This window comes from Agrobacterium sp. CFBP2214 (assembly GCF_030209895.1).
GTDB lineage: Bacteria > Pseudomonadota > Alphaproteobacteria > Rhizobiales > Rhizobiaceae > Agrobacterium > Agrobacterium radiobacter.
On the sequence record NZ_JARVRC010000021.1, the window covers coordinates 72293 to 91948 of the forward strand.

The 19656-nt window shown below is 58.6% G+C and carries 18 protein-coding genes; 9 read left to right on the plus strand and 9 right to left on the minus strand.

The genetic code is table 11. The features are described 5' to 3' along the window. Window positions 1-39 precede the first annotated feature (39 nt). A complete protein-coding gene (locus tag QRN60_RS24870; RefSeq protein ID WP_111791811.1) occupies window positions 40-753 on the minus strand; it encodes a FadR/GntR family transcriptional regulator in 714 nt (237 codons plus the stop codon). 206 nt (window positions 754-959) lie between these two features. On the opposite strand from QRN60_RS24870, the gene QRN60_RS24875 reads away from it, so the two are divergent. From QRN60_RS24875 to QRN60_RS24890, 4 genes are all read left to right on the plus strand, one after another. After that, window positions 960-1988, plus strand: a complete 1029-nt coding sequence (locus tag QRN60_RS24875) for an ABC transporter permease (protein ID WP_060727246.1) — start codon at window positions 960-962, stop codon at window positions 1986-1988. A 65-nt stretch (window positions 1989-2053) separates the two neighbouring features. Further along, window positions 2054-2884, plus strand: a complete 831-nt coding sequence (locus QRN60_RS24880; RefSeq protein WP_373426368.1) for an ABC transporter permease — start codon at window positions 2054-2056, stop codon at window positions 2882-2884. Next, a complete protein-coding gene (locus tag QRN60_RS24885; protein ID WP_129565199.1) occupies window positions 2871-3716 on the plus strand; it encodes an ABC transporter ATP-binding protein in 846 nt (281 codons plus the stop codon). The genes QRN60_RS24880 and QRN60_RS24885 overlap by 14 nt, the downstream gene beginning before the upstream one ends. Then, window positions 3713-4450, plus strand: coding sequence for an ABC transporter ATP-binding protein (locus tag QRN60_RS24890; protein ID WP_003505589.1), 738 nt, complete (start codon window positions 3713-3715; stop codon window positions 4448-4450). Before QRN60_RS24885 ends, QRN60_RS24890 begins: the two co-directional genes overlap by 4 nt. A 263-nt stretch (window positions 4451-4713) precedes the next feature. Here QRN60_RS24890 and QRN60_RS24895 read toward each other — a convergent pair whose 3' ends face one another. From QRN60_RS24895 to QRN60_RS24930, 8 genes are all read right to left on the minus strand, one after another. Continuing rightward, window positions 4714-5520, minus strand: coding sequence for a glycosyl transferase (locus tag QRN60_RS24895; protein WP_112207232.1), 807 nt, complete (start codon window positions 5518-5520; stop codon window positions 4714-4716). Window positions 5521-5638: 118 nt separating this feature from the next. Further along, window positions 5639-6733, minus strand: coding sequence for an ABC transporter ATP-binding protein (locus tag QRN60_RS24900; protein WP_113100927.1), 1095 nt, complete (start codon window positions 6731-6733; stop codon window positions 5639-5641). A gap of 17 nt (window positions 6734-6750) precedes the next feature. Then, the gene (locus QRN60_RS24905; RefSeq protein WP_111820839.1) at window positions 6751-7593 is read right to left on the minus strand and encodes a carbohydrate ABC transporter permease; all 843 of its coding nucleotides are present in this window, start codon (window positions 7591-7593) and stop codon (window positions 6751-6753) included. Continuing rightward, a complete protein-coding gene (locus tag QRN60_RS24910) occupies window positions 7583-8515 on the minus strand; it encodes a carbohydrate ABC transporter permease (protein ID WP_060725545.1) in 933 nt (310 codons plus the stop codon). Before QRN60_RS24910 ends, QRN60_RS24905 begins: the two co-directional genes overlap by 11 nt. A 10-nt stretch (window positions 8516-8525) precedes the next feature. After that, the gene (locus tag QRN60_RS24915) at window positions 8526-9797 is read right to left on the minus strand and encodes an ABC transporter substrate-binding protein (RefSeq protein WP_111820841.1); all 1272 of its coding nucleotides are present in this window, start codon (window positions 9795-9797) and stop codon (window positions 8526-8528) included. 49 nt (window positions 9798-9846) lie between these two features. Continuing rightward, a complete protein-coding gene (locus QRN60_RS24920) occupies window positions 9847-11448 on the minus strand; it encodes an FAD-dependent oxidoreductase (protein WP_129565206.1) in 1602 nt (533 codons plus the stop codon). Between the two features lie 5 nt (window positions 11449-11453). Then, window positions 11454-12524: a LacI family DNA-binding transcriptional regulator gene (locus QRN60_RS24925; protein WP_129565198.1), complete on the minus strand. Its 1071-nt coding sequence runs from the start codon at window positions 12522-12524 to the stop codon at window positions 11454-11456. Between the two features lie 197 nt (window positions 12525-12721). Beyond that, window positions 12722-13459, minus strand: a complete 738-nt coding sequence (locus QRN60_RS24930) for a carboxylesterase family protein (RefSeq protein WP_113100930.1) — start codon at window positions 13457-13459, stop codon at window positions 12722-12724. A 424-nt stretch (window positions 13460-13883) separates the two neighbouring features. Here QRN60_RS24930 and QRN60_RS24935 point away from each other — a divergent pair, with 424 nt between their 5' ends. The 5 genes from QRN60_RS24935 to rfbA all read left to right on the plus strand — a co-directional run bounded on the left by QRN60_RS24935 (window position 13884) and on the right by rfbA (window position 19595). Next, window positions 13884-15950 carry an ATP-dependent helicase gene (locus QRN60_RS24935; RefSeq protein ID WP_113100931.1) on the plus strand — a complete coding sequence of 689 codons (2067 nt, stop codon included), beginning with the start codon at window positions 13884-13886 and terminating at the stop codon, window positions 15948-15950. Between the two features lie 256 nt (window positions 15951-16206). Then, window positions 16207-16779 (plus strand): dTDP-4-dehydrorhamnose 3,5-epimerase, encoded by a 573-nt coding sequence (rfbC, locus tag QRN60_RS24940; RefSeq protein ID WP_113100932.1) that lies wholly within the window; start codon window positions 16207-16209, stop codon window positions 16777-16779. Then, on the plus strand, window positions 16779-17834 hold the full coding sequence (gene rfbB / locus QRN60_RS24945) for a dTDP-glucose 4,6-dehydratase (protein ID WP_113100948.1): 1056 nt from the start codon (window positions 16779-16781) through the stop codon (window positions 17832-17834). Before rfbC ends, rfbB begins: the two co-directional genes overlap by 1 nt. A gap of 4 nt (window positions 17835-17838) precedes the next feature. After that, window positions 17839-18732 carry a dTDP-4-dehydrorhamnose reductase gene (rfbD, locus tag QRN60_RS24950; protein WP_113100933.1) on the plus strand — a complete coding sequence of 298 codons (894 nt, stop codon included), beginning with the start codon at window positions 17839-17841 and terminating at the stop codon, window positions 18730-18732. Beyond that, window positions 18729-19595: a glucose-1-phosphate thymidylyltransferase RfbA gene (gene rfbA / locus QRN60_RS24955; protein ID WP_113100934.1), complete on the plus strand. Its 867-nt coding sequence runs from the start codon at window positions 18729-18731 to the stop codon at window positions 19593-19595. The genes rfbD and rfbA overlap by 4 nt, the downstream gene beginning before the upstream one ends. Window positions 19596-19656 lie beyond the last annotated feature (61 nt).

Sequence of the window (19656 nt, forward strand, 5' to 3'; positions counted from 1 at the left end):
TCATATGACATCGCATGAAATAAGATGAGTGTCGAGATGCTATTGCGCTTCCGAGAGCAACCTGTATCGGCGCTGGCTCGCAAGCATATGTTCACGCATGGCTTTTCGCGCCGCGTCGGGATCCTGTTCGACGATGGCGCGCAGGATTGCCTCGTGCTCGGCCTGCACTTTGCGAAGATAATTCGCGTCACCGGTTTCCGGCAGCGTGGGGAACTGCCCGCGCGGGATGGAGCGCGAACCGAACTGACGCAGCGCCTCCAGATAAAAGCGGTTATTGGTGGCGATTGCGATGGCCGTATGGAACTCGTAATCGGCATCGACGGTGGTTTCACCCGCATCGATGGCGCGGGCCATTTTCCGGTGCGCCGCAGAGATTGCCGCTTCCTGCTGGGCCGTACGGCGATAGGCGGCGATTGCCGCCGCCTCCCCTTCCGTTGCAAGCCGGAACTCGAGCATTTCCAGCGTTTCCGCGATGGTGCCGACCTCGGATTGCGTCAGTTTCACGCCGGCCCATTCACTGGCATTGCTGACGAAAACCCCCTTGCCCTGGATAGGAACGACATAGCCGGCAGAGCGCAGATCGGCAATCGCCTCGCGAACCACTGTCCGGCTCACACCATAGCTGCGCTCAAGCTCCGGTTCCGTGGGAAGCTGATCACCGTTTTTCAGTTTTCCACTGCGAATTTCTGCGCTGAGATTATCGATGATCTGTTGCGCCCGCCTCTCCCGCGGCTTCACCCTGTCGCCCATCATGCCATTCTTCCCTCTTGCAGAATACGAATCCCTTCGCTACTCATATGATGACATGACAGCACGTCATATGTTTTCATGTTAACTCAGGGAGGAGTTGGGATGAAGTACCATCGAGAGTTTTTGCAAAGGAGAATTGCGCGTCTGCGGCGAGCAGCGTGCAAAGGCTTCACCGCTGACGGCGTTCTTGCAGGGAAGTACGGCCAGCAATGACGGAGATCTCACTGCGCGGGCTTGGACATCGTTTTCTGCAACTGATCGTCAGCCTCTTCATCCTGCTCTGCATCACCTTCATCATCGGCCGGGTCATGCCGACCGATCCGGTCGGGGCGATCGTCGGCGAACTTGCCGACCCCAAGGCCTATGAGGCCATGCGAGCGCGGCTGGGGCTTGACCTGCCGCTTTACCAGCAGTTCTTCATCTACCTGCGCGGCCTGCTGCATGGCGATTTCGGTATTGCGATCCTGACCGGCAATCCGGTGACCCGGGATCTGGCGCAGGCGTTTCCCGCGACCTTCGAACTCGCCACGCTGGCGATCATCATCTCGACGGTCGTCGGTGTCCCGCTCGGTCTTGCCGCCGCCCTCTTCCGCGATACCTTCATCGACAAGTTCGCGCGCGTTTTTGCGCTTGTCGGGCATTCGATACCGGTCTTCTGGTTCGGCATCGTCGGGCTGGTGATTTTCTACGCAAACCTCAACCTTGTCGCGGGCCCCGGCCGGGTGGATGTCTTTTACGAAGGCCTTGTGGAACCAAAGACGGGATTGATGCTCATCGACACCCTCCTTGCGGGCGAGACGGAAATCTTCTGGAACGCGCTTGGACACATCATCCTGCCCGCCATCATCCTCGCTTATATGGCCATGGCCTACATCACCCGCATGACGAGGGCCTTCACCCTCGAACAGCTCAGCCAGGACTATGTCATCGCGGCACGGGCAAAGGGCGTCAGCCCAGCACGCACCATAACCCGCCATGTGCTGCCCAACATCGCCGTGCAGCTCATCACCGTTCTGGCGATTTCCTATGGCAACCTGCTGGAAGGCGCCGTGGTCACGGAGATCGTATTCTCCTGGCCCGGTATCGGCCAGTACATGACGAATGCGCTGCTCATCGGCGACATGAATGCGATTCTGGCCGCCACGATCGTTATCGGCTTCATATTCATGCTGCTCAACTTCCTCGCCGATCTGGCCTATACCACGCTTGATCCCCGTACACGGGAGGCCGCACGATGACCGATATCGCGCACAACAATACTGTTGATCGACCCGGCGCCCTGTCGCGCCTGTCGACCACCACCATGCGGACGCTTCGAAAGCTCGCAGACGAACCGCTTGGAATGTTCGGCTTCGCCATTCTGGCCATTCTGGTTGTCGTCGCCATTTTCGCCCCGCTCATCGCGCCTTACGATCCTGCCCGTCAGGCGCTCGAAAACGCGCTCCAGCCTCCCAGCTGGGCGCATCTGGCCGGAACCGACGAATTCGGCCGCGACATTTTCAGCAGGCTTGTCTACGGCACCCGCATCACCATCCAGACGGTTTTGTCGGTCTCGATCATCGTTGGTCCGATCGGCCTTGCCATTGGCGTGATGGCCGGTTTCTTCGGCGGCCGAACCGACGCGATCCTGATGCGCGCGACCGATATCGTCCTGTCCTTCCCGTCGCTCGTGCTGGCATTGGCCTTTGCAGCCGCCATGGGCGCCGGTCTCGGCACGGCGATCATCGCAATCTCGCTGACCGCATGGCCGCCGATTGCGCGTCTTGCCCGTGCGGAAGCGCTTGTGGTGCGCAATACCGATTACGTTGCCGCCGCCCGTCTCTATGGCGCCTCGCCGATGCGCATCCTGTTTTTATACATTGCGCCGATGTGCATTCCCTCGGTCATCGTTCGCCTGACATTGAATATGGCCGGCATCATCCTGACCGCCGCTTCACTCGGCTTCCTTGGTCTCGGGGCGCAGCCGCCGCTGCCTGAATGGGGTGCGATGATCTCTAGCGGCCGCAAATTCATGCTCGATTACTGGTGGGTCGCCGTCATGCCCGGCATCGCCATCCTGCTGACGAGCCTTGCCTTCAACATCGCCGGCGATACGCTGCGCGACCTTCTGGATCCGCGTCATGCCCGTTCCTGACAGCACTCCCATACTCTCGGTACGCGACCTCAATGTCCGTTTTGGGCGCAATGCCATTTCCGCCGTTTCCAACGTCAATTTCGACGTCGGGCGCGAAAGGGTCGGCATCGTCGGTGAATCCGGCTCCGGAAAATCCACCACCGGCCGTGCCGCCATGCGGCTCCTGCCGAAAAGCGCTACCGTGACGGCGGAGCGGATGGACTTTCTCTCCGAACCGCTGCTCACAAAATCCGAACGCCAGATGGGCGCGATCCGCGGCAGCGAGATGGCGCTGATCATGCAGGATCCGCGTTATTCGCTGAACCCGGTGCTGCCCATCGGAAAGCAGGTGGCGGAGGCCGCCGAACTGCATCTGGCGCTGACCGGCAAGGCGGCGAGAGGTGCCGCGCGCGACATGTTGCTGCGCGTGCGCATCAACGATCCCGACCGCGTGATGGCGCTTTATCCGCACCAGATATCGGGCGGCATGGGCCAGCGCGTGATGATCGCCATGATGCTGCTCGCCAAGCCGAAGCTGGTCATCGCCGACGAACCGACCTCGGCCCTCGATGTCAGCGTGCGCAAGGATGTGCTTTTGCTTCTGGACGAGATGGTGCGCGAGAATAATTCCGGCCTGATCCTCATCAGCCATGACATCCGCATGGTCGCGGCCTTCTGCGAACGCGTGCTGGTCATGTATGGCGGGCGCGTCGTGGAAACGCTGACAAAGCTGGAGGATGCGCAGCATCCCTATACGCGCGGCCTGATCGCGGCGATGCCCGATCCCCGCAATCCGGTGCGGCGTCTCAAGGTGCTGGATCGTCAGGCAATCGATGCGGAGGTGATGCGATGATCACGGTAGACAAGCTCGACGTCGTCTACGGCGAAAAGGAAAAACGCAATCACGTCGTGCGCGGCGTCAGCCTCACGGTCAACAAAGGCGAAACCCTTGGCATCGTCGGCGAAAGCGGTTGCGGCAAGTCGACCTTGCTACGGTCGCTGGCGGGGCTGGAAGCCGGCTGGACCGGCTCGATCAGCTTTAACGGCAAACCGGTCGGCAAGACCCGCAGCCGCGACGAACTGAAACTGGCGCAGATGGTATTTCAGGACCCCTACGGTTCGCTGCACCCACGCCACCGCATCGGCCGGGCGCTCGCCGAACCGATCCGCGCGATGGGGCTTGGCGATGGCTGGTCGAAGGTTCCTGCCGCCCTGCAGCAGGTGGGCCTGCCCGCACATTTCGCCGAGCGCTTCCCGCACGAACTTTCCGGCGGCCAGCGCCAGCGCGTGGCAATTGCCCGCGCGCTGATCCTCGAGCCGCCGATCCTGCTGCTCGATGAGCCGACATCCGCGCTTGACGTCTCCATCCAGGCCGAAATCCTGAACCTGCTTGCCGACCAGCGCGAAGAACGCGACCTGACCTTTGTTCTCGTCAGTCACGACCTCGCGGTGATCGCCCATATGTGCGATCGCGTGCTGGTCATGCAAAACGGGGTTTTTGTCGATGAGTTGACCAAGGCCGATCTTGAAGCGGGCGTTACCCATTCGGCCTATTCAGGCGAGCTGTTCGAAAGCAGTTTTCTCTGAAATACCTGTCGAGGGAGGCAGAATAACCTCAACGAGAGCAAATCCTCCACAGCCAAACATTCTGAACAGGCCGTTCTTTATTCCAGCTCGTCCTGAAGAACAACATAGTTGCACCAAGCTTAACGATGCGAACAATTAAGTTGTGAGGAAATCGCATACCACCGAATGTGTATCACACTACTGTTTGAGCCAGGACCCCGAGTCAAATGCGTTTCATCAACGCGTGAGCTTCAGCGTCTGCGCGTTGATCGGCCGAAATTTCTCTATTCGCGCCAATGCTCCGCAACCCATTCTACAGGGCGCATGAAATGACGCAGAAATTGAAAGGGGCGCTTTCGACGAAAGCCGTAATCGATAAATGCTTTCAGATGCTGTCGGAGCGTAATGCCTTGGCGACCCGACCATCCGCCACGGATAGCATCCTCAGGCAGGATTTCTCCGGGAAAAATGATAATCCTTGCGTCTGCCGGGAGTATGGCGGGAAAAAAGAGGTTGAGTGGGAAGGGCAGCAAACACTGAAAACGGAAATGACGGATCCATTTTCCTGGAAAAAACTTGATTCCGCCCGGCGCTTCACGCGTGACAAATCGTTGTTCATATCCATATTTCTCGGCTACACCCACGGGATCGGCAGCAAACTTGGTCTGGATGGGAAGGAGCTTACCAATCGGAAAACGATAAACGGATGTCTGCCCCAGACGCTCGAACGGCTTTGCCGCATTTCGGGCCAAGATCACGTCCTCGGGATTACCGAATGTAAAGAACCCGTCCAGTGAACCCGTTACAACCAGATCCAGATCCAAAAAGAGCACGACCCCCGATAGGGATCCCAGCTTTGGCCCCCACAGGCGTGACTTGGGCCATATACCGCGCCTTGTTTCTGGAATTTCGTAGTCGATAACAGGAAGATCTTCACACAGGACCTCGGAGCGGATTCCATCGCGGCTGTCTGTAAAACAGGTGAATGTAAACGGCGGCGTTATGTTTCTCGCCACCATGGCGTAAAGCCGGTTGATATAAGGCGCACCATATTTCGTACCCCAGTTTATACAAATAATCTGCTTTATCACGTAACTCGGTCCAGAAAACGGTTTGGCCAAAAAACTACAAGAAAGGGCATTGGAGCACAGGTTGATTTTAGACCCGCTTCATGGGTCAACCTAAGCCGAAATTTTTACTATGTCGACACTACCAATTTTTTCCGAGAAGCTCCAGATTATCCGGGGCAAGCAGGTCCAGCTGATCTCCGTTTTCATCCGAAAACAAATGGATACCGTCAAGCGCTGGCGAGACCCTTATCTGGTCGCCGACTGCCTGCCCTATGCGTTCCCGAAAGACGCCGAGCACCCTTGAACCGCCGAGTTTCATGGTGACCTGCGTTTCCGATCCCAGCGGTTCGACGAGCATTATCTCTGCCGGTACACCGGACGCATCGAGTGAGAAGTGCTCCGGGCGGATGCCATAGACGGCCCCTCTTCCCGCCAGACCGGCCGCAGCAGCCGGCAGGGGCAAGACCACACCCCCGGTTTCAAAACCGCCTGCCGATATCGTCCCGGACAGAAAATTCATCGATGGTGATCCGATGAAGCCGGCGACGAACTGATTTGCCGGGCGGTCGTAAAGTTCGAGCGGCGTGCCGACCTGCTCGACCCTGCCGCCGTTCAGGACCACGACCCTGTCCGCCATCGTCATCGCCTCCACCTGGTCATGCGTCACATAGATCGTGGTGGTCTTGAGCTTCTGGTGCAGCGCCTTGATCTCGCCACGCATGACGACGCGCAGTTTCGCATCGAGATTGGATAGGGGTTCGTCGAACAGGAACACCTGCGGGTTACGCACGATGGCACGGCCCATCGCAACACGCTGGCGCTGGCCGCCGGAAAGCTGGCGCGGATAACGGTCGAGCAGCTGTGTGAGGCCGAGAATATCCGCTGCCCAGTTCACCTTTTCAGCGATTTCCTGCTTGCTCGAACCACGATGCTCCAGTGAAAAGCCCATATTGCTGGCGACCGTCATATGCGGATAAAGCGCATAGGACTGGAACACCATGGCGATATCGCGGTCCTTCGGGTCGAGATCGTTGACGATCCGCTCGCCGATCCTGAGTTCGCCGCCGGTAATCGTTTCAAGACCGGCTATCATCCGCAGCAATGTGGACTTGCCGCAGCCGGAGGGACCGACAAGGACGACAAACTCGCCATCCCTGATGTCGAGATCGACGCCGTGAATGGTTTTCACCGCGCCATAGCTTTTGCGGATGTCGGACAGGGTAACGTTAGCCATCGATCGATTCCGGTTCTTCAGCCCTTGAGGCCGGTATGGGCGAGGCCTTCGACGAACTGCTTCTGGGCAATCACGAAGACGATGAGCACGGGCAGCGCGATGAGCGTCGCTGCGGCAAGCTGGATGTTCCACATCGGCCCGCCATAGGCGTCGGTATATTGGGTCAGCGCCTGCGGCAGCGTGAACATCTCGGCGCTGGAAAGAAAGACGATCGGTTCGAGGAACAGGTTCCACGAATGCAGGAAGGTGAAGATCGCGACCGACGCCAGCGCCGGTTTTGCCAGCGGCAGCGCAATCTTGCGGAAAATCTTGAAACGCCCGAGGCCGTCGACACGCGCCGCTTCCTCAAGCTCGCCCGGCAGTGTGACAAAAAACTGCCGCATGACGAAGGTGGCGAAGACACTTGGCGCGCCGAAGATCGGAACAAGGATCAACGGCCAGTGGGTGTTGACCATGCCGGCCTTCAGGAACATCTGGAACAGTGGCACGATCGTCACTTCCGAGGGGATGAGCAGGCCAAGCAGCACGATCATGAAGATCAGATTGGCACCCGGAAACCGGATACGTGCGAAGGCATATCCTGCCATGGAGGAGACAATCATCGTGCCAATCGTCACGACAGCAGCAATATAGGCGGAGTTCCAGTATTGCCGCACGAAGGGCTGCAACTCGAATACCTTCGAGTAGGTCGTCCAATCCTGGTTTTGGGGAAAGAACTGCGGCGGGAAGGCGAAGATGTCGCTGATCGGCTTGATCGATGATGTCACCATCCACCAGGTCGGGAAAACGAACGGGATCAACAGCACACACAACAGCCCGTAAAGCGCCACCTGCATGCGGGGGGAAAGGTCAGCTTTCATAAAAGACGATCCTCTTGCGCATCTGCCACTGGGCGAAGGTCAACACGGCGACGATCAGGAACAGCAGGATGGAAAGCGTCGAGCCATAACCGAAGAAATGGAACTGGAAGGCCTGCTGGTAGAGGTAATAGACCAGCACCGTGGTCGAGAGACCCGGTCCGCCCTGGGTCAGAACCGCAATCTGCGCAAAAACCTGCAGCGAGCCGACGATGGTGATGATCGAGGTCAACAGGATAGTCGGGCTGATCAGCGGCAGGGTGATGCGACGGAACTGCTTGAAGGCGGGCGCACCGTCGATGCGGGCCGCCTCGTAGAGTTCCTTCGGCACGCCCTGGAGCGCCGCCAAAAACAGGATCATGTTGAGCCCGACATTCTTGAAGACCTGCACGACGATGACAGAAATCATCGCTGTCGTCTCCTCGCGCAGCCAGTTGGGCCCCTCGATGCCGATCATCAGTAACATGCCGTTGATGCCGCCATTTTTCTGCAAGAGGAAGCCCCAGACAATCGTCCAGGCGACCAGCGAAACGACCACCGGCGAGAAGAACAGGGTTCTGAAGATCGCAATACCGGCAAGTTTCTGGTTGAGCAGCACGGCAAGCAGCAGCGCCAGCGACAGGTTGAACACGACAAGCCCGGCCGAGAAGATCGCGGTCGCGCCCAGCACCTCACGAAGATTGCCGTCTTCCATCAACATCCGGTAGTTCTGCGTACCGGTATAGGTGAAGGTGTTGGCGAGCACATTCCACTCATGCAGCGAATACCAGAACACCAACCCGAGCGGGATCAGCACGAAGATGACGATCCCGATCAGTTGCGGGGCGATGAACAGAAAGCCAGCGAGGCTGTCGCGCCGCGCGATGGTCCAGAACGCCGATACCGGGCGACCTGGACGACGGGTAACTTCCTGCGCGACAGCCATGGCTTTCTCCTCAGCGCTTCAGAAGCGGCCCGATCTGGCCGCAGATTTTTTGAAGCGCGCCCGCGACATCGGCCTCCGGCCGCCAGACGGCGTCGAGGTTCGAGCGCACGATCTGCTGGATCTGGGCAAAACCGGTATGGCCGGGCATGACCTTGCCGGTGGCGATGCCTGATATGACGACCTTTTCGATCTGCTCCTGGCTGAGCAGCGGATTGGTCTTTTTCAACACCTCCGCATTCAGCAGCGACTTGCGCGCCGAGGGAAAGAACTGGCTGAGCTTGGCGGAATTTTCCGGATTGGTCATGTAGGCGACGAACTCGGCTGCAGTCTGCGCATTCTTGCCGGACTGCATGACGCCGATGCCCGCCTGGCCGATCAAGGCATATTCGCCAGCCGGCCCCTTGGGCAGCGGCACGAGGTCCCAGCCGAAGGGCTTGTCCTTCGGCAGAAGCGAGGCACGGCTGATCTGGGTTATGGTCATGGCCGCATTACCGGCAAAGAAATCGACCGTCTCGCCCGGACCGGGCATGGCCTTCTTCTCGAAGATGGCGTCGTGGATGAACGAGACGGCATCCGCCATCGGCTTTTCCGCCATGGTGCAGGTTGTACCGTCAGCGCTCCAGGGGGAAGCACCCCAGCCGTTCCACACCGAGGTGAGATATTGCCAGCTCTGGTAATTGAAATCACGGACGACAAGCCCGCCCTTGCCGGCTTTTGCGACGGCAGAGGCCGTGGCGATGGCGTTCTCCCATGTCCATTCGCCGGCAGCGATCATGTCCGCCGGCGTCTTGGCGCCTGCGGCCTTGATGAGATCATTGTTGGCGAAGACGGCAAAGGGTGAGGTCGAGAACGGATAGGCGAAGAGCTTGCCATCCTGCGACCAGCGTTCCGTGGCGCCGGCGCTGACTTCCTCGAGATTGTAACCCTGCGCGGCTTTCAGCGTGTCGGTGAGCGGGTAGAGCGCGCCTGACTTGACGAAATCATAGGCCGAGGTCTCGAAAATCCACGCCATGTCAGGCGCATTGCCGCCCGCAATCTGGGTCGTGAGCGCAGTCGTGTAGGTGTCGAAAGGCAGGGACTCATAGGTCACGCTGACATTTGGATGGTCCTTCTTGAAGCCGGCCGCGATGTCGTTGAACAGCTTCAGATGCGCCTCGTTGGCGCTCCAGATCGTCATGCGCAGCTTGATCGCATCCTGCGCCGCGGCTGTTCCTGCCAGTGCAAACGAGCCGATGAGGGCCAGCGCGCAGGCGGTGGATTGCATTTTCCAATGATTGTTCATTCCCAGTCCTCCTCCAAAGATGGGTTCGATCGAACGGCAGTCCGCCGTCCTAATAGGCCGCTATGTCCGGCCAGCGTATTTCGATGCCTTCGCGGGTCAGCGCCATCTGGAAGGCATGAAGATGGTCGTCGTCTTCCTGCACCTGATGCGGTGCGAGACCTTTTTCCAGGCAGTGGGCCGCAAGCATTCCAGCCACTTCGCCGATATTCCATTCGACCGGATGCAGGCGGTAGCAACCATTGGTGATATGCGTCGTGCCAATATTCTTGCCGGCCGGAATGAGGTTTTTCACACGCTCAGGGATCAGCGCGCCGAGCGGAATCTCGAAGGGGCAGGAAGGCACGTCGATGTAATTGTCGCCGCCGGTCGATGGATGCAGATCGATGCGGTACATGCCGATGCCGATGCTGTCGCGATATCGCACCGCGCCTTTGTCACCGCGAACCGTGTAGGAAAGGTCCTGCTCGACGATGCGCGTAACCGGCTTGATGCGGCGGCTTTCACGAATATAGGGCGCCATGGCGAGCCCATGTTCGGTGCCGGTGATATCGCCCCGCAGCCGCAGCCCGCGGAAACCCTGCCCGCCATCAAGACGCGGCGCTTCCGTCTGCAGCCAGTAGAAGACCGAATAGGAAAGGTCCGCCGCCGCTTTCAGATGCCGCGCCTTTTCTTCTTCCGACACGTCGATAATCGTGCCGTCCATATAGTCGATCATCGGCCAGTTCACGAGGCAGATATCGGACTGGTAGAAACCGGGCGTAAAGTTCTTTCGCGCCGCAATTCGGCGGAAAATCCAGAGGTTTTCATCGCCGCCGCCCTTGCGCTGGTCGGCATCCACCAGCAGCGGATCGTCATCGGGATTTGGCGTGAAGGATCGGGTGGTGTGCTCAAGCGTGCGCGGATGCGGCGCGGTGAAGCCGAGGAGCGGGCCACCCCAGAAATGCGGCTGGTACGAGCGCCAGTAATCGTAATTGTCAGGCTTGTCGATCGTCTGGTCACCCTCGACATGGTCGATGGCAAAGCAGATCGATACGGCCTGCACATTGTCCGGCTGGGCTTCGGCCGGCGCGCTGGGTTCACCCGTGTCCGACTGCGCCTCGAAACCCTTGGCGTATTCCGTGCCCGTCATCGGCAACAGATCGCCGAGTTCGGTGGCATCAAGGATGTAATCGGCGGAAATGACGATTTCAGCGCCGCTGTCGCGATGACGGGCGGTTACTGAGCGAACCCTGTCGCCCTCGACATCGGCCGCGACCGGACGCCAGGGCTTGAGCACCGTCAGACGGCCGGCGCCGATATAGGGGATCAGCATGCTTTCCATGACCGCGAGGCTGACGCGCGGCTCGGCGCAGATGCGGCTCACCCATCCGCCGCCCGGATTGAGATCACCCCATGCCCGTGCGCCTTCCGTCAGCGGATAATGGTCACGATAATATTGACGCACACCGTTGCGCAGCGCCCGGTAAGAGCGGGTGATGCCGAATTGCTCGACCCATGAATGCTCATCCGACGGAACGGCCTGACTGGTCAATTGTCCGCCGATCCAGTCATATTCCTCGGTCATGATAACGCGCTTTCCGGCCCGCGCGGCAGCCAGTGCCGCCGCCACGCCGCCAAGGCCGCCACCGACCACGAGAATATCTGCTTGCATGTCTTTCACGTCGTCACATCCGTTTTGTTGACTGGGGACTTGTTTGCGGAGCGTGCCGGGGCCGGGCCCAATGTTTCCCCTCTGACGGGTTCACATTTGAGAAGGATCTGACTACCCGGGCTGCCGGTCTCGATGCGGTTGACCAGCATGGCAGTCGCCTGCCGGCCCATCTCCTCGCGGGGAATTTCATAGGAGGTGAAGCGCACCGGGCTGCGCGCGGCCCTGATATGGCTGCCAAGCACGATCATCGAAAAAGCCTCGGGCACGGCAAGCCCGCGCGCCCTTGCCAGGGTTTCGACACGCACGGCATCGGCCAGCTCTATGAAGAAGGCTGCCGTCGCCCCGCTTTCAAGGATGGCATCGAGGATCTTGTCGGCCGGCCGGTTGACGGCCTTGATATGAAGGGCAAGCGTGGCTGCATCACCGAGCGCCGCACTGAAACCACGCCAGCGGTCAGCGATCGATTCCGCCGGGCCATCGGGGCCGATATAAGCGAGCTTCGAGTGCCCCAGCGCTCTCGCGTCCTCGACAAGCTGCCGCGTTCCCGCGGCATAGTCGCCGCCCACATAAGGAACCGGCCCGCCAGCGTCTTCACGTCGGCCAATGGCCACGAAAGGATAGTCTTCCGAGACCAGCCGGGCGAGTTCCTTGCGGTCGAATTCGCGACCGAGAACCAGACAGCCATCGGCGATCCTGAGCCTGTTGCCTTCCGAAAACATCTTGCGGTTATTGCCGACGCCGGCGCTGGTCAGCAGCAGAAGATCATAGGCCTGCTGCTGCGCCTCTTCCTCGATACCCAGCAGGAACGGCGTGAAGAAGTCGGCCTGCGCGCTCGGGAAAGCCGGCTCGTAGGTGAAAACGCCGAGGATGCGGTTCAGCCCCTTGGCCATTCGCCGCGCGATCGGGTCGGCGACATAACCTGTCTGGCGAATGACCGCCTGTACCCGTTCGCGGGTTTCAGCCGGGATGCGGGCAATCGCGGCCGGTGCGCCATTCAGAACCAGCGATACCGTTGCCTGACTGACGCCGGCGAGCTTGGCGATGTCGTTTTGCGTGAGGCGTTTGTGATTGGCCACCCGAGGCCCTCCCCGACATCCGATCGTTGCTAATACGCATTAACTGCTAATGCGCATTAGCACTATTTCCGGGCGCTGAGTCAAGCGATAAAGATGCATTTACTGCGGGAGGCCACGGGGTCTGACAAAAAGCCTGCCCCGCGGCGGCCTTGGGTGGGATCGGCTATAGCAGCCGTAAAATAGCGATCAGGCCGGATTCACGGACCCGAAGAGGCTTTCTCACCGGTGAGCTTCTGTTCAAGCAACCACGTCCACATCGCTTCGTCCTTCAGCACTTTCCCTTCGACCGCTTCATGGTCCGTATCTTCGAACACGGTGAGCCGGACATTTCGTTTCAGTTCCTGAAGGCGTTGCACGAGGACCACCGTGTCGGACAGCGGAATCACAGCGTCATTTGCGCCATGAAAGGCCCAGAAGGCTGTTCTGTCATTCGTTCGATTGAGATAATGCCGGATACCGCCGCCGGCGATCGGGACAATCGCGGCAAAAGTTTCGGGGAATTGCGCGGCCATCGACCATGCGCCGAACCCTCCCCGGCTATAACCGATCAGATAGATGCGCTCGCGATCCACCCGATGATCGGCCACCACCGCCTGAAGAACACTCGCCACGCGCTCGATCGGATAGAGTAATTCTTCACTCGGATTTTGCGGCGAAAACACCAGAAAAGGAAAATCGCGGCCTTCTTCGATAAGTTTCGGCAGGCCGCTGCGGCGCAGCTTTTCGATGTCGCCGCCGCCCTGATCGCCGCCATGCAGCCAGACGACAAGAGGATAGGCCTTATCCGAACTGGCGTAGTCCTTGGGCGTGTAGAGCAGATAGTTGATATCAGAGGCGATGGTGACATCGGATTTCATCGCCTTCTGTTCGGCCCGCGCAAAGGTCGAGGCAGCGATTGCGGCGACAGCGATCAGGCAAAGTTTCAGATGCTTCATGGTTTGGTCCTCCCAAAATGCGCCTCCTCCCGAGGCGCGATTATTGAACTCGCGGATCACCGGGTTGGTTCAAAGGTTTCGTGGCAGAATGCGAAAATGCACTAACTAAAATCAAGAATATCAATATATTTCATAATAATATCGCCGCTTCCTCATGCGTAATCTGACCCGCGATTGCGGGATCGGGCACACCCGGCGGTCGGCAGCCACCGACGAACTGCACGCAACCTTTCGAAACGATAAATCTCACTACCGACCGCGTTTAAACGACGGGAAAGAGGCGTTCAGCATTTGTTCTGGATTGGTGTTTGAGTCTTTGCTAATCATTGCGACAACAGGGCAGACAATGGCCGGAGATTCCGACAACTGCCATCTCTGAACGGGTCCTCACCCTGGGGACAGGCAGGTATCAAGGATTGTTCGCATGGCGGTTGCCTATCTGGAAAAGCTCAACGAACAGCAGCGCAAGGCGGTGGAGCATGGCGTTGGGCTGACAGATGGCAACACGGCCGGGCCTCTGCTGATCATCGCCGGGGCCGGTTCGGGCAAGACCAATACGCTCGCCCATCGTGTCGCACATCTGATCGTGAATGGCGCCGATCCCCGCCGTATCCTGCTGATGACGTTTTCGCGGCGTGCCGCCACGGAAATGTCGCGCCGCGTGGAGCGTATCTGCAAACACGTCCTCGGCGGCAATTCGGGAGCCCTCACCGACGCGCTGGCCTGGTCCGGCACATTTCACGGCATCGGCGCCCGCCTGTTGCGCATCTATGCCGAGCAGATCGGGCTCAACATCGATTTCACCATCCACGACCGCGAAGACAGCGCCGACCTGATGAACCTTTCCCGGCACGAGCTGGGTTTTTCCAAGACCGAAAGCCGCTTTCCGACAAAAGGCACTTGTCTTGCCATCTATTCGCGCGCAGTGAATTCCCAGACGCCGCTCAAGGACATATTGCGCCAGCATTACCCCTGGGTCGCCAACTGGGAGAGTGAACTCAAGCAACTGTTTGCAGCCTATGTGGAGGCAAAACAGGTCCAGAACGTGCTCGATTACGACGATCTCCTGCTCTACTGGGCCCAGATGGTCAGCGACCCCATTCTGGCTGATGAGATCGGTAACCGCTTCGACCATGTCATGGTCGACGAATATCAGGATACCAACAGGTTGCAGGCCTCCGTGCTGATGGCGCTCAAACCCGGCGGCCGCGGTTTGACCGTGGTGGGCGACGACGCGCAGTCGATCTATTCGTTTCGGGCGGCGACAGTGCGAAACATCCTCGATTTCCCGGCGTCCTTCAGCCCGGCGGCCGACATCATCACGCTTGATCGCAACTATCGCTCGACGCAGCCGATCCTTGCGGCCGCCAACGGCGTGATCGATCTGGCGCGGGAGCGGTTCACCAAAAACCTCTGGACCGAGCGGGAGTCACTGGAGCGCCCGAAGCTCGTGACGGTGAAGGACGAAACCGAACAGGCGAATTTCATCATCGACCAGATTCTTGCAAACCGCGAAACCGGCATGACGCTGAAACAGCAGGCCGTGCTGTTCCGCACCTCCAGCCAAAGCGGGCCGCTTGAGGTGGAACTGACCCGTCGCAACATCCCCTTCGTCAAATTTGGCGGCCTGAAATTCCTCGACAGCGCCCATGTGAAGGACATGCTGGCCGTGCTGCGCTTCGCGCAGAACCCACGCGACCGCGTCGCCGGTTTCCGGCTGCTGCAGATGCTGCCCGGCATCGGACCGAAGAAGGCCGGCAATATTCTTGATGCCATCGCGACTGCCCCCGAGCCGCTGCTTGCCCTTGCTGAAATTCCGCCCCCTCCAAAGACCGGCGATGACTGGACGACCTTCACGCAGATGCTGGTGGGCTTGCGGCAGGTCCCGAATGGCTGGCCGGGGGAAATCGGGCAGGCACGGCTGTGGTACGAGCCCCATCTCGAACGTATCCGTGAGGACGCCGACACCCGCAAGGCAGATCTGCTGCAACTCGAGCAGATTGCCGGCGGCTATCCCTCACGCGAGCGTTTTCTGACCGAGCTGACGCTCGATCCACCCGGCGCCACCAGCGACCAGGCCGGCGTGCCGCTGCTCGACGAAGACTATCTCAGCCTGTCGACCATCCATTCGGCAAAAGGCCAGGAGTGGCGTTCCGTCTTCATCCTGAACGTGGTCGATGGCTGCATTCCCTCCGACCTCGGCGTCGGCACCACCCAGGAACTGGAGGAAGAACGCCGGCTGCTCTATGTCGCCATGACCCGCGCCAAGGACAGCCTGTCGCTGATAACACCGCAACGTTTCTTCACCGGCGGGCAGAACCAGCAGGGTGACCGGCATGTCTACGCCGCGAGAACCCGCTTCATACCAGCGACCCTGCTGCAATTCTTCGAAACGATGACCTGGCCACTGGTTTCGGCCGCCGCTTCGGAACGAAGCGCGCAGCAGATCCGGATTGATGTGGGTGCGCGGATGCGGGCGATGTGGAAATAAGAGCGGGTGTCCCGGTAATATCAACCTCCACAATGCGCGAACGGACGGGGCCGGCGCGGGCTTAGCTTCTGGAAGTTCTTCCTGACACCGATCACTCTCTAAACGTGAAAAACAGGCCGAGATCCAACACGCTTTCAGCATGCTGTTCGACGGAGATTTCGTCGCTCTTGTGTGGGCGATCAATAAAGCGTTATTGACTGTCCCTACCGATAAAGCCATATCACCCTGAGTAGGCAGACCAGACAGGATCCGCATAGTGCAACTAGAAGCATTCTCGATATCAGGCTTAAAAAAGATAACTCCGGCTCGTTTCGGCGACAGCAGGGGTTACTTCAGCGAGGTTTTCAAGAGGGAATGGTTTCGCAAAAATGTAGCGGACGTGGAGTTCGTGCAGGACAATGAATCCCTGTCCGCGCAGGCCGGGACCGTAAGAGGGCTCCATTTTCAGACAGAGCCTTTCGCACAGGGCAAGCTTGTGCGCTGCATTCGGGGACGGCTGCTTGATGTCGCGGTGGATATCAGAGCAGGATCGCCCACCTTCGGACAATGGGCGGCTGTCGAACTCTCACCCGAAAATGGCGAGCAGCTGTGGGTTCCGGCGGGATTTGCCCACGGTTTCATGACGCTCGTTGACGACACGGTCATCTCCTACAAAGTGACGGCGCCCTATAGTGCAGCCAACGACCGCGGCGTTAAATGGGATGATCCTGCCATTGGTATCAAATGGCCGAAGCTGGAAGGCTACGTCCTTTCCGAGAAGGATGGCAAGCAACCGCTTCTGTCGGAACTGCCTGAATATTTCACTTATCAAAACACTGGAAACTCATGATGCGCGTTCTAGTTACCGGCGGCGCCGGATTTATCGGCTCTGCCCTCGTACGTTATCTTGTGAGCGAGATCGGCGCGGATGTTCTCACTATCGACAAACTGACATATGCAGGAAATCTGGCGTCCCTCAAGCCAATCGAAAATGCACCCAATCACCGCTTTCTTCAGGCCGACATATGTGACCGGGTCGCGATGAATGACGCATTCGCGACATTCCAGCCGGATTACGTGATGCATCTGGCCGCCGAAAGCCATGTCGATCGCTCCATAACCGGCGCCGCTGATTTTATTCAGACCAATATCAACGGCACGTTCACGATGCTGGAGGCAGCACGGCAATATTGGAGCGGCCTTGCCGACGACGCCAAGGCGAATTTCCGCATGCTTCACGTGTCAACCGACGAGGTATACGGCTCGCTCGGGGACGACGGTCTTTTCGAAGAAACCACACCCTACGACCCTTCATCGCCATACTCCGCCTCCAAAGCCGCAAGCGATCATCTCGCCACAGCCTGGCAGCGCACATACGGCCTTCCGGTCGTCATTTCCAACTGCTCCAACAATTACGGGCCATTCCATTTCCCGGAAAAGCTCATTCCGCTGATTATTCTCAACGCGCTGGAAGGCAAACCGCTGCCGGTCTATGGAAACGGCGCGAACATCCGTGACTGGCTTTATGTGGAAGACCATGCCCGTGCCCTGTGGCTTATCGTTCAAAAGGGCCTTGCCGGCGAGAAGTACAATGTCGGCGGCAGAAACGAACAGAAGAATATCGATGTGGTGAACTGCATCTGCTCCATTCTCGACGAGCTGCGCCCGCAATCCAAACCCTATGCCGAGCTCATCAAATACGTCACGGATCGCCCGGGCCACGATGCGCGCTACGCCATTGACGCCACGAAGCTGGAAACCGAACTCGGCTGGAAAGCACAGGAAAATTTTGCGACGGGCACCCGCAAGACCGTGCAATGGTACCTCGACAATGGGTGGTGGTGGCAGCCGCTTCGTGAGGGTGTTTATGCCGGAGAGCGCCTCGGCGTTTTGACGAAAGGCTAAATGAATGCGGCTGGCGGTTACCGGTAAAAATGGGCAGATCGTCAGTGCTCTTCAGGCACTGGCAAGTCCCGATCTGGAGATTTTGGCTCTGGGCCGGCCGGAACTCGACCTCGCCCAACCTCAAACGGTTTCCAAAGCACTGCGCGACGCAAAACCCGATGTGATAATATCGGCTGCTGCTTACACGGCTGTTGACAAAGCGGAGAGCGAGCCGGACATCGCCTTCGCCGTCAATCGGGACGGAGCAAGGGCCATTGCACAAGCTGCAAACGACATTGGCGTTCCGGTCATCCATCTTTCCACGGACTACGTCTTCGACGGCACCAAGGTCGCCGCTTATGTCGAGACCGATCCGACAGGCCCGACTTCCGTTTATGGCCGTTCGAAGCTTGAAGGTGAACAGGCGGTTTCCGAAAGCAATCCCAATCACGCCATTTTGCGAACCGCGTGGGTCTATTCGGAATATGGCGGCAATTTCGTAAAAACCATGCTTCGGCTGAGCGAGAGCCGCGATGAAGTCAACGTCGTTGCAGATCAGTTTGGATCCCCTAGCTCGGCAAACGAAATCGCCGCCGCAATCGTGGTTATCGCGAGAAGACTGTTACAAGACCCCTCCCCAGATCTTCGTGGCATTTTCCACCTGTCTGGAACCGGTGAAACGAACTGGGCGGATTTCGCAAAACAGATATTCGGCTTTTCTGCGGAAAACGGCGGAAAGTCGATGATCGTCAATGACATCACGACTGCACAATACCCTACCCCAGCGCGACGCCCGGCAAACTCCCGACTAGATTGCAGCAAGCTGGAAGAGGTCTACGGAGTTAGATTGCCGGAATGGCAGACATCAACGCGTGCGGTCGTGGCCGCCTTGGCACAGAGTAAAAAGGAAACGCCATGAAGGGCATCATTCTTGCCGGAGGCAGCGGAACACGCCTGCATCCGATGACGTTGGCCGTCTCGAAGCAGATCCTGCCTGTCTACGACAAACCGATGATCTATTATCCGCTGACGACGCTGATGCTGGCCGGTATTCGCGAAATCCTGATCATCTCGACGCCCCATGACATGCCGCTCTTCCAAACCCTCCTGGGGGATGGCTCGAAATGGGGCCTCTCTATCGAATACGCCGTTCAGCCAAGCCCCGACGGGCTGGCGCAGGCTTATATGATCGGTGCTGATTTCATTGGCGATTCACCGTCCTGCCTGATCCTCGGCGACAATATCTACTACGGGCACGGACTGCCGGAGCTTTTGCAAAACGGTACGGATATCAACGACGGCGCAACCGTTTTCGCCTACCACGTCAACGATCCCGAACGTTATGGTGTGGTCGAGTTCGACGGTGAGATGCGCGCGCTATCAATCGAAGAAAAGCCCGCGAAGCCCAAATCAAATTGGGCTGTTACAGGTCTTTATTTTTATGATGCCGATGTAGTGGACATCGCGGCCAATCTCAAACCTTCCGCGCGCGGCGAGTATGAGATAACGGATGTAAACCGCATCTATCTGGAACGCGGCAAGCTGAAAGTATCCATCATGGGCCGCGGTTACGCTTGGCTCGACACAGGAACACCCGATAGCCTGCTTGAAGCCGGGGAATTTGTGCGCACACTGGAAAAGCGTCAGGGTTTCAAGATAGCTTGCCCTGAAGAAATCGCTTTCAGCAAAGGTTTTATAACGAAGGCCGAGTTTTCAGGAATCGCTGACAACGCAGGCAAGGGTGATTACGGCGTTTATTTGAGAAAACTTGCGGCGTCCTAAGCAATTGCTTCGACAATTTGCCAGTTGAGTGCGATTGAGACTGGATTCGTTAGAAGCGTCT

Bases quoted from the DNA above. Each gene is read 5' to 3' on its own strand.
- QRN60_RS24870 (WP_111791811.1), bottom strand. From the start codon at position 753: ATGATGGGCGACAGGGTGAAGCCGCGGGAGAGGCGGGCGCAACAGATC.
- QRN60_RS24875 (WP_060727246.1), top strand. From the start codon at position 960: ATGACGGAGATCTCACTGCGCGGGCTTGGACATCGTTTTCTGCAACTG.
- QRN60_RS24880 (WP_373426368.1), top strand. From the start codon at position 2,054: ATGCGGACGCTTCGAAAGCTCGCAGACGAACCGCTTGGAATGTTCGGC.
- QRN60_RS24885 (WP_129565199.1), top strand. From the start codon at position 2,871: ATGCCCGTTCCTGACAGCACTCCCATACTCTCGGTACGCGACCTCAAT.
- QRN60_RS24890 (WP_003505589.1), top strand. From the start codon at position 3,713: ATGATCACGGTAGACAAGCTCGACGTCGTCTACGGCGAAAAGGAAAAA.
- QRN60_RS24900 (WP_113100927.1), bottom strand. From the start codon at position 6,733: ATGGCTAACGTTACCCTGTCCGACATCCGCAAAAGCTATGGCGCGGTG.
- QRN60_RS24905 (WP_111820839.1), bottom strand. From the start codon at position 7,593: ATGAAAGCTGACCTTTCCCCCCGCATGCAGGTGGCGCTTTACGGGCTG.
- QRN60_RS24910 (WP_060725545.1), bottom strand. From the start codon at position 8,515: ATGGCTGTCGCGCAGGAAGTTACCCGTCGTCCAGGTCGCCCGGTATCG.
- QRN60_RS24915 (WP_111820841.1), bottom strand. From the start codon at position 9,797: ATGAACAATCATTGGAAAATGCAATCCACCGCCTGCGCGCTGGCCCTC.
- QRN60_RS24920 (WP_129565206.1), bottom strand. From the start codon at position 11,448: ATGCAAGCAGATATTCTCGTGGTCGGTGGCGGCCTTGGCGGCGTGGCG.
- QRN60_RS24930 (WP_113100930.1), bottom strand. From the start codon at position 13,459: ATGAAGCATCTGAAACTTTGCCTGATCGCTGTCGCCGCAATCGCTGCC.
- QRN60_RS24935 (WP_113100931.1), top strand. From the start codon at position 13,884: ATGGCGGTTGCCTATCTGGAAAAGCTCAACGAACAGCAGCGCAAGGCG.
- rfbB (WP_113100948.1), top strand. From the start codon at position 16,779: ATGCGCGTTCTAGTTACCGGCGGCGCCGGATTTATCGGCTCTGCCCTC.
- rfbD (WP_113100933.1), top strand. From the start codon at position 17,839: ATGCGGCTGGCGGTTACCGGTAAAAATGGGCAGATCGTCAGTGCTCTT.
- rfbA (WP_113100934.1), top strand. From the start codon at position 18,729: ATGAAGGGCATCATTCTTGCCGGAGGCAGCGGAACACGCCTGCATCCG.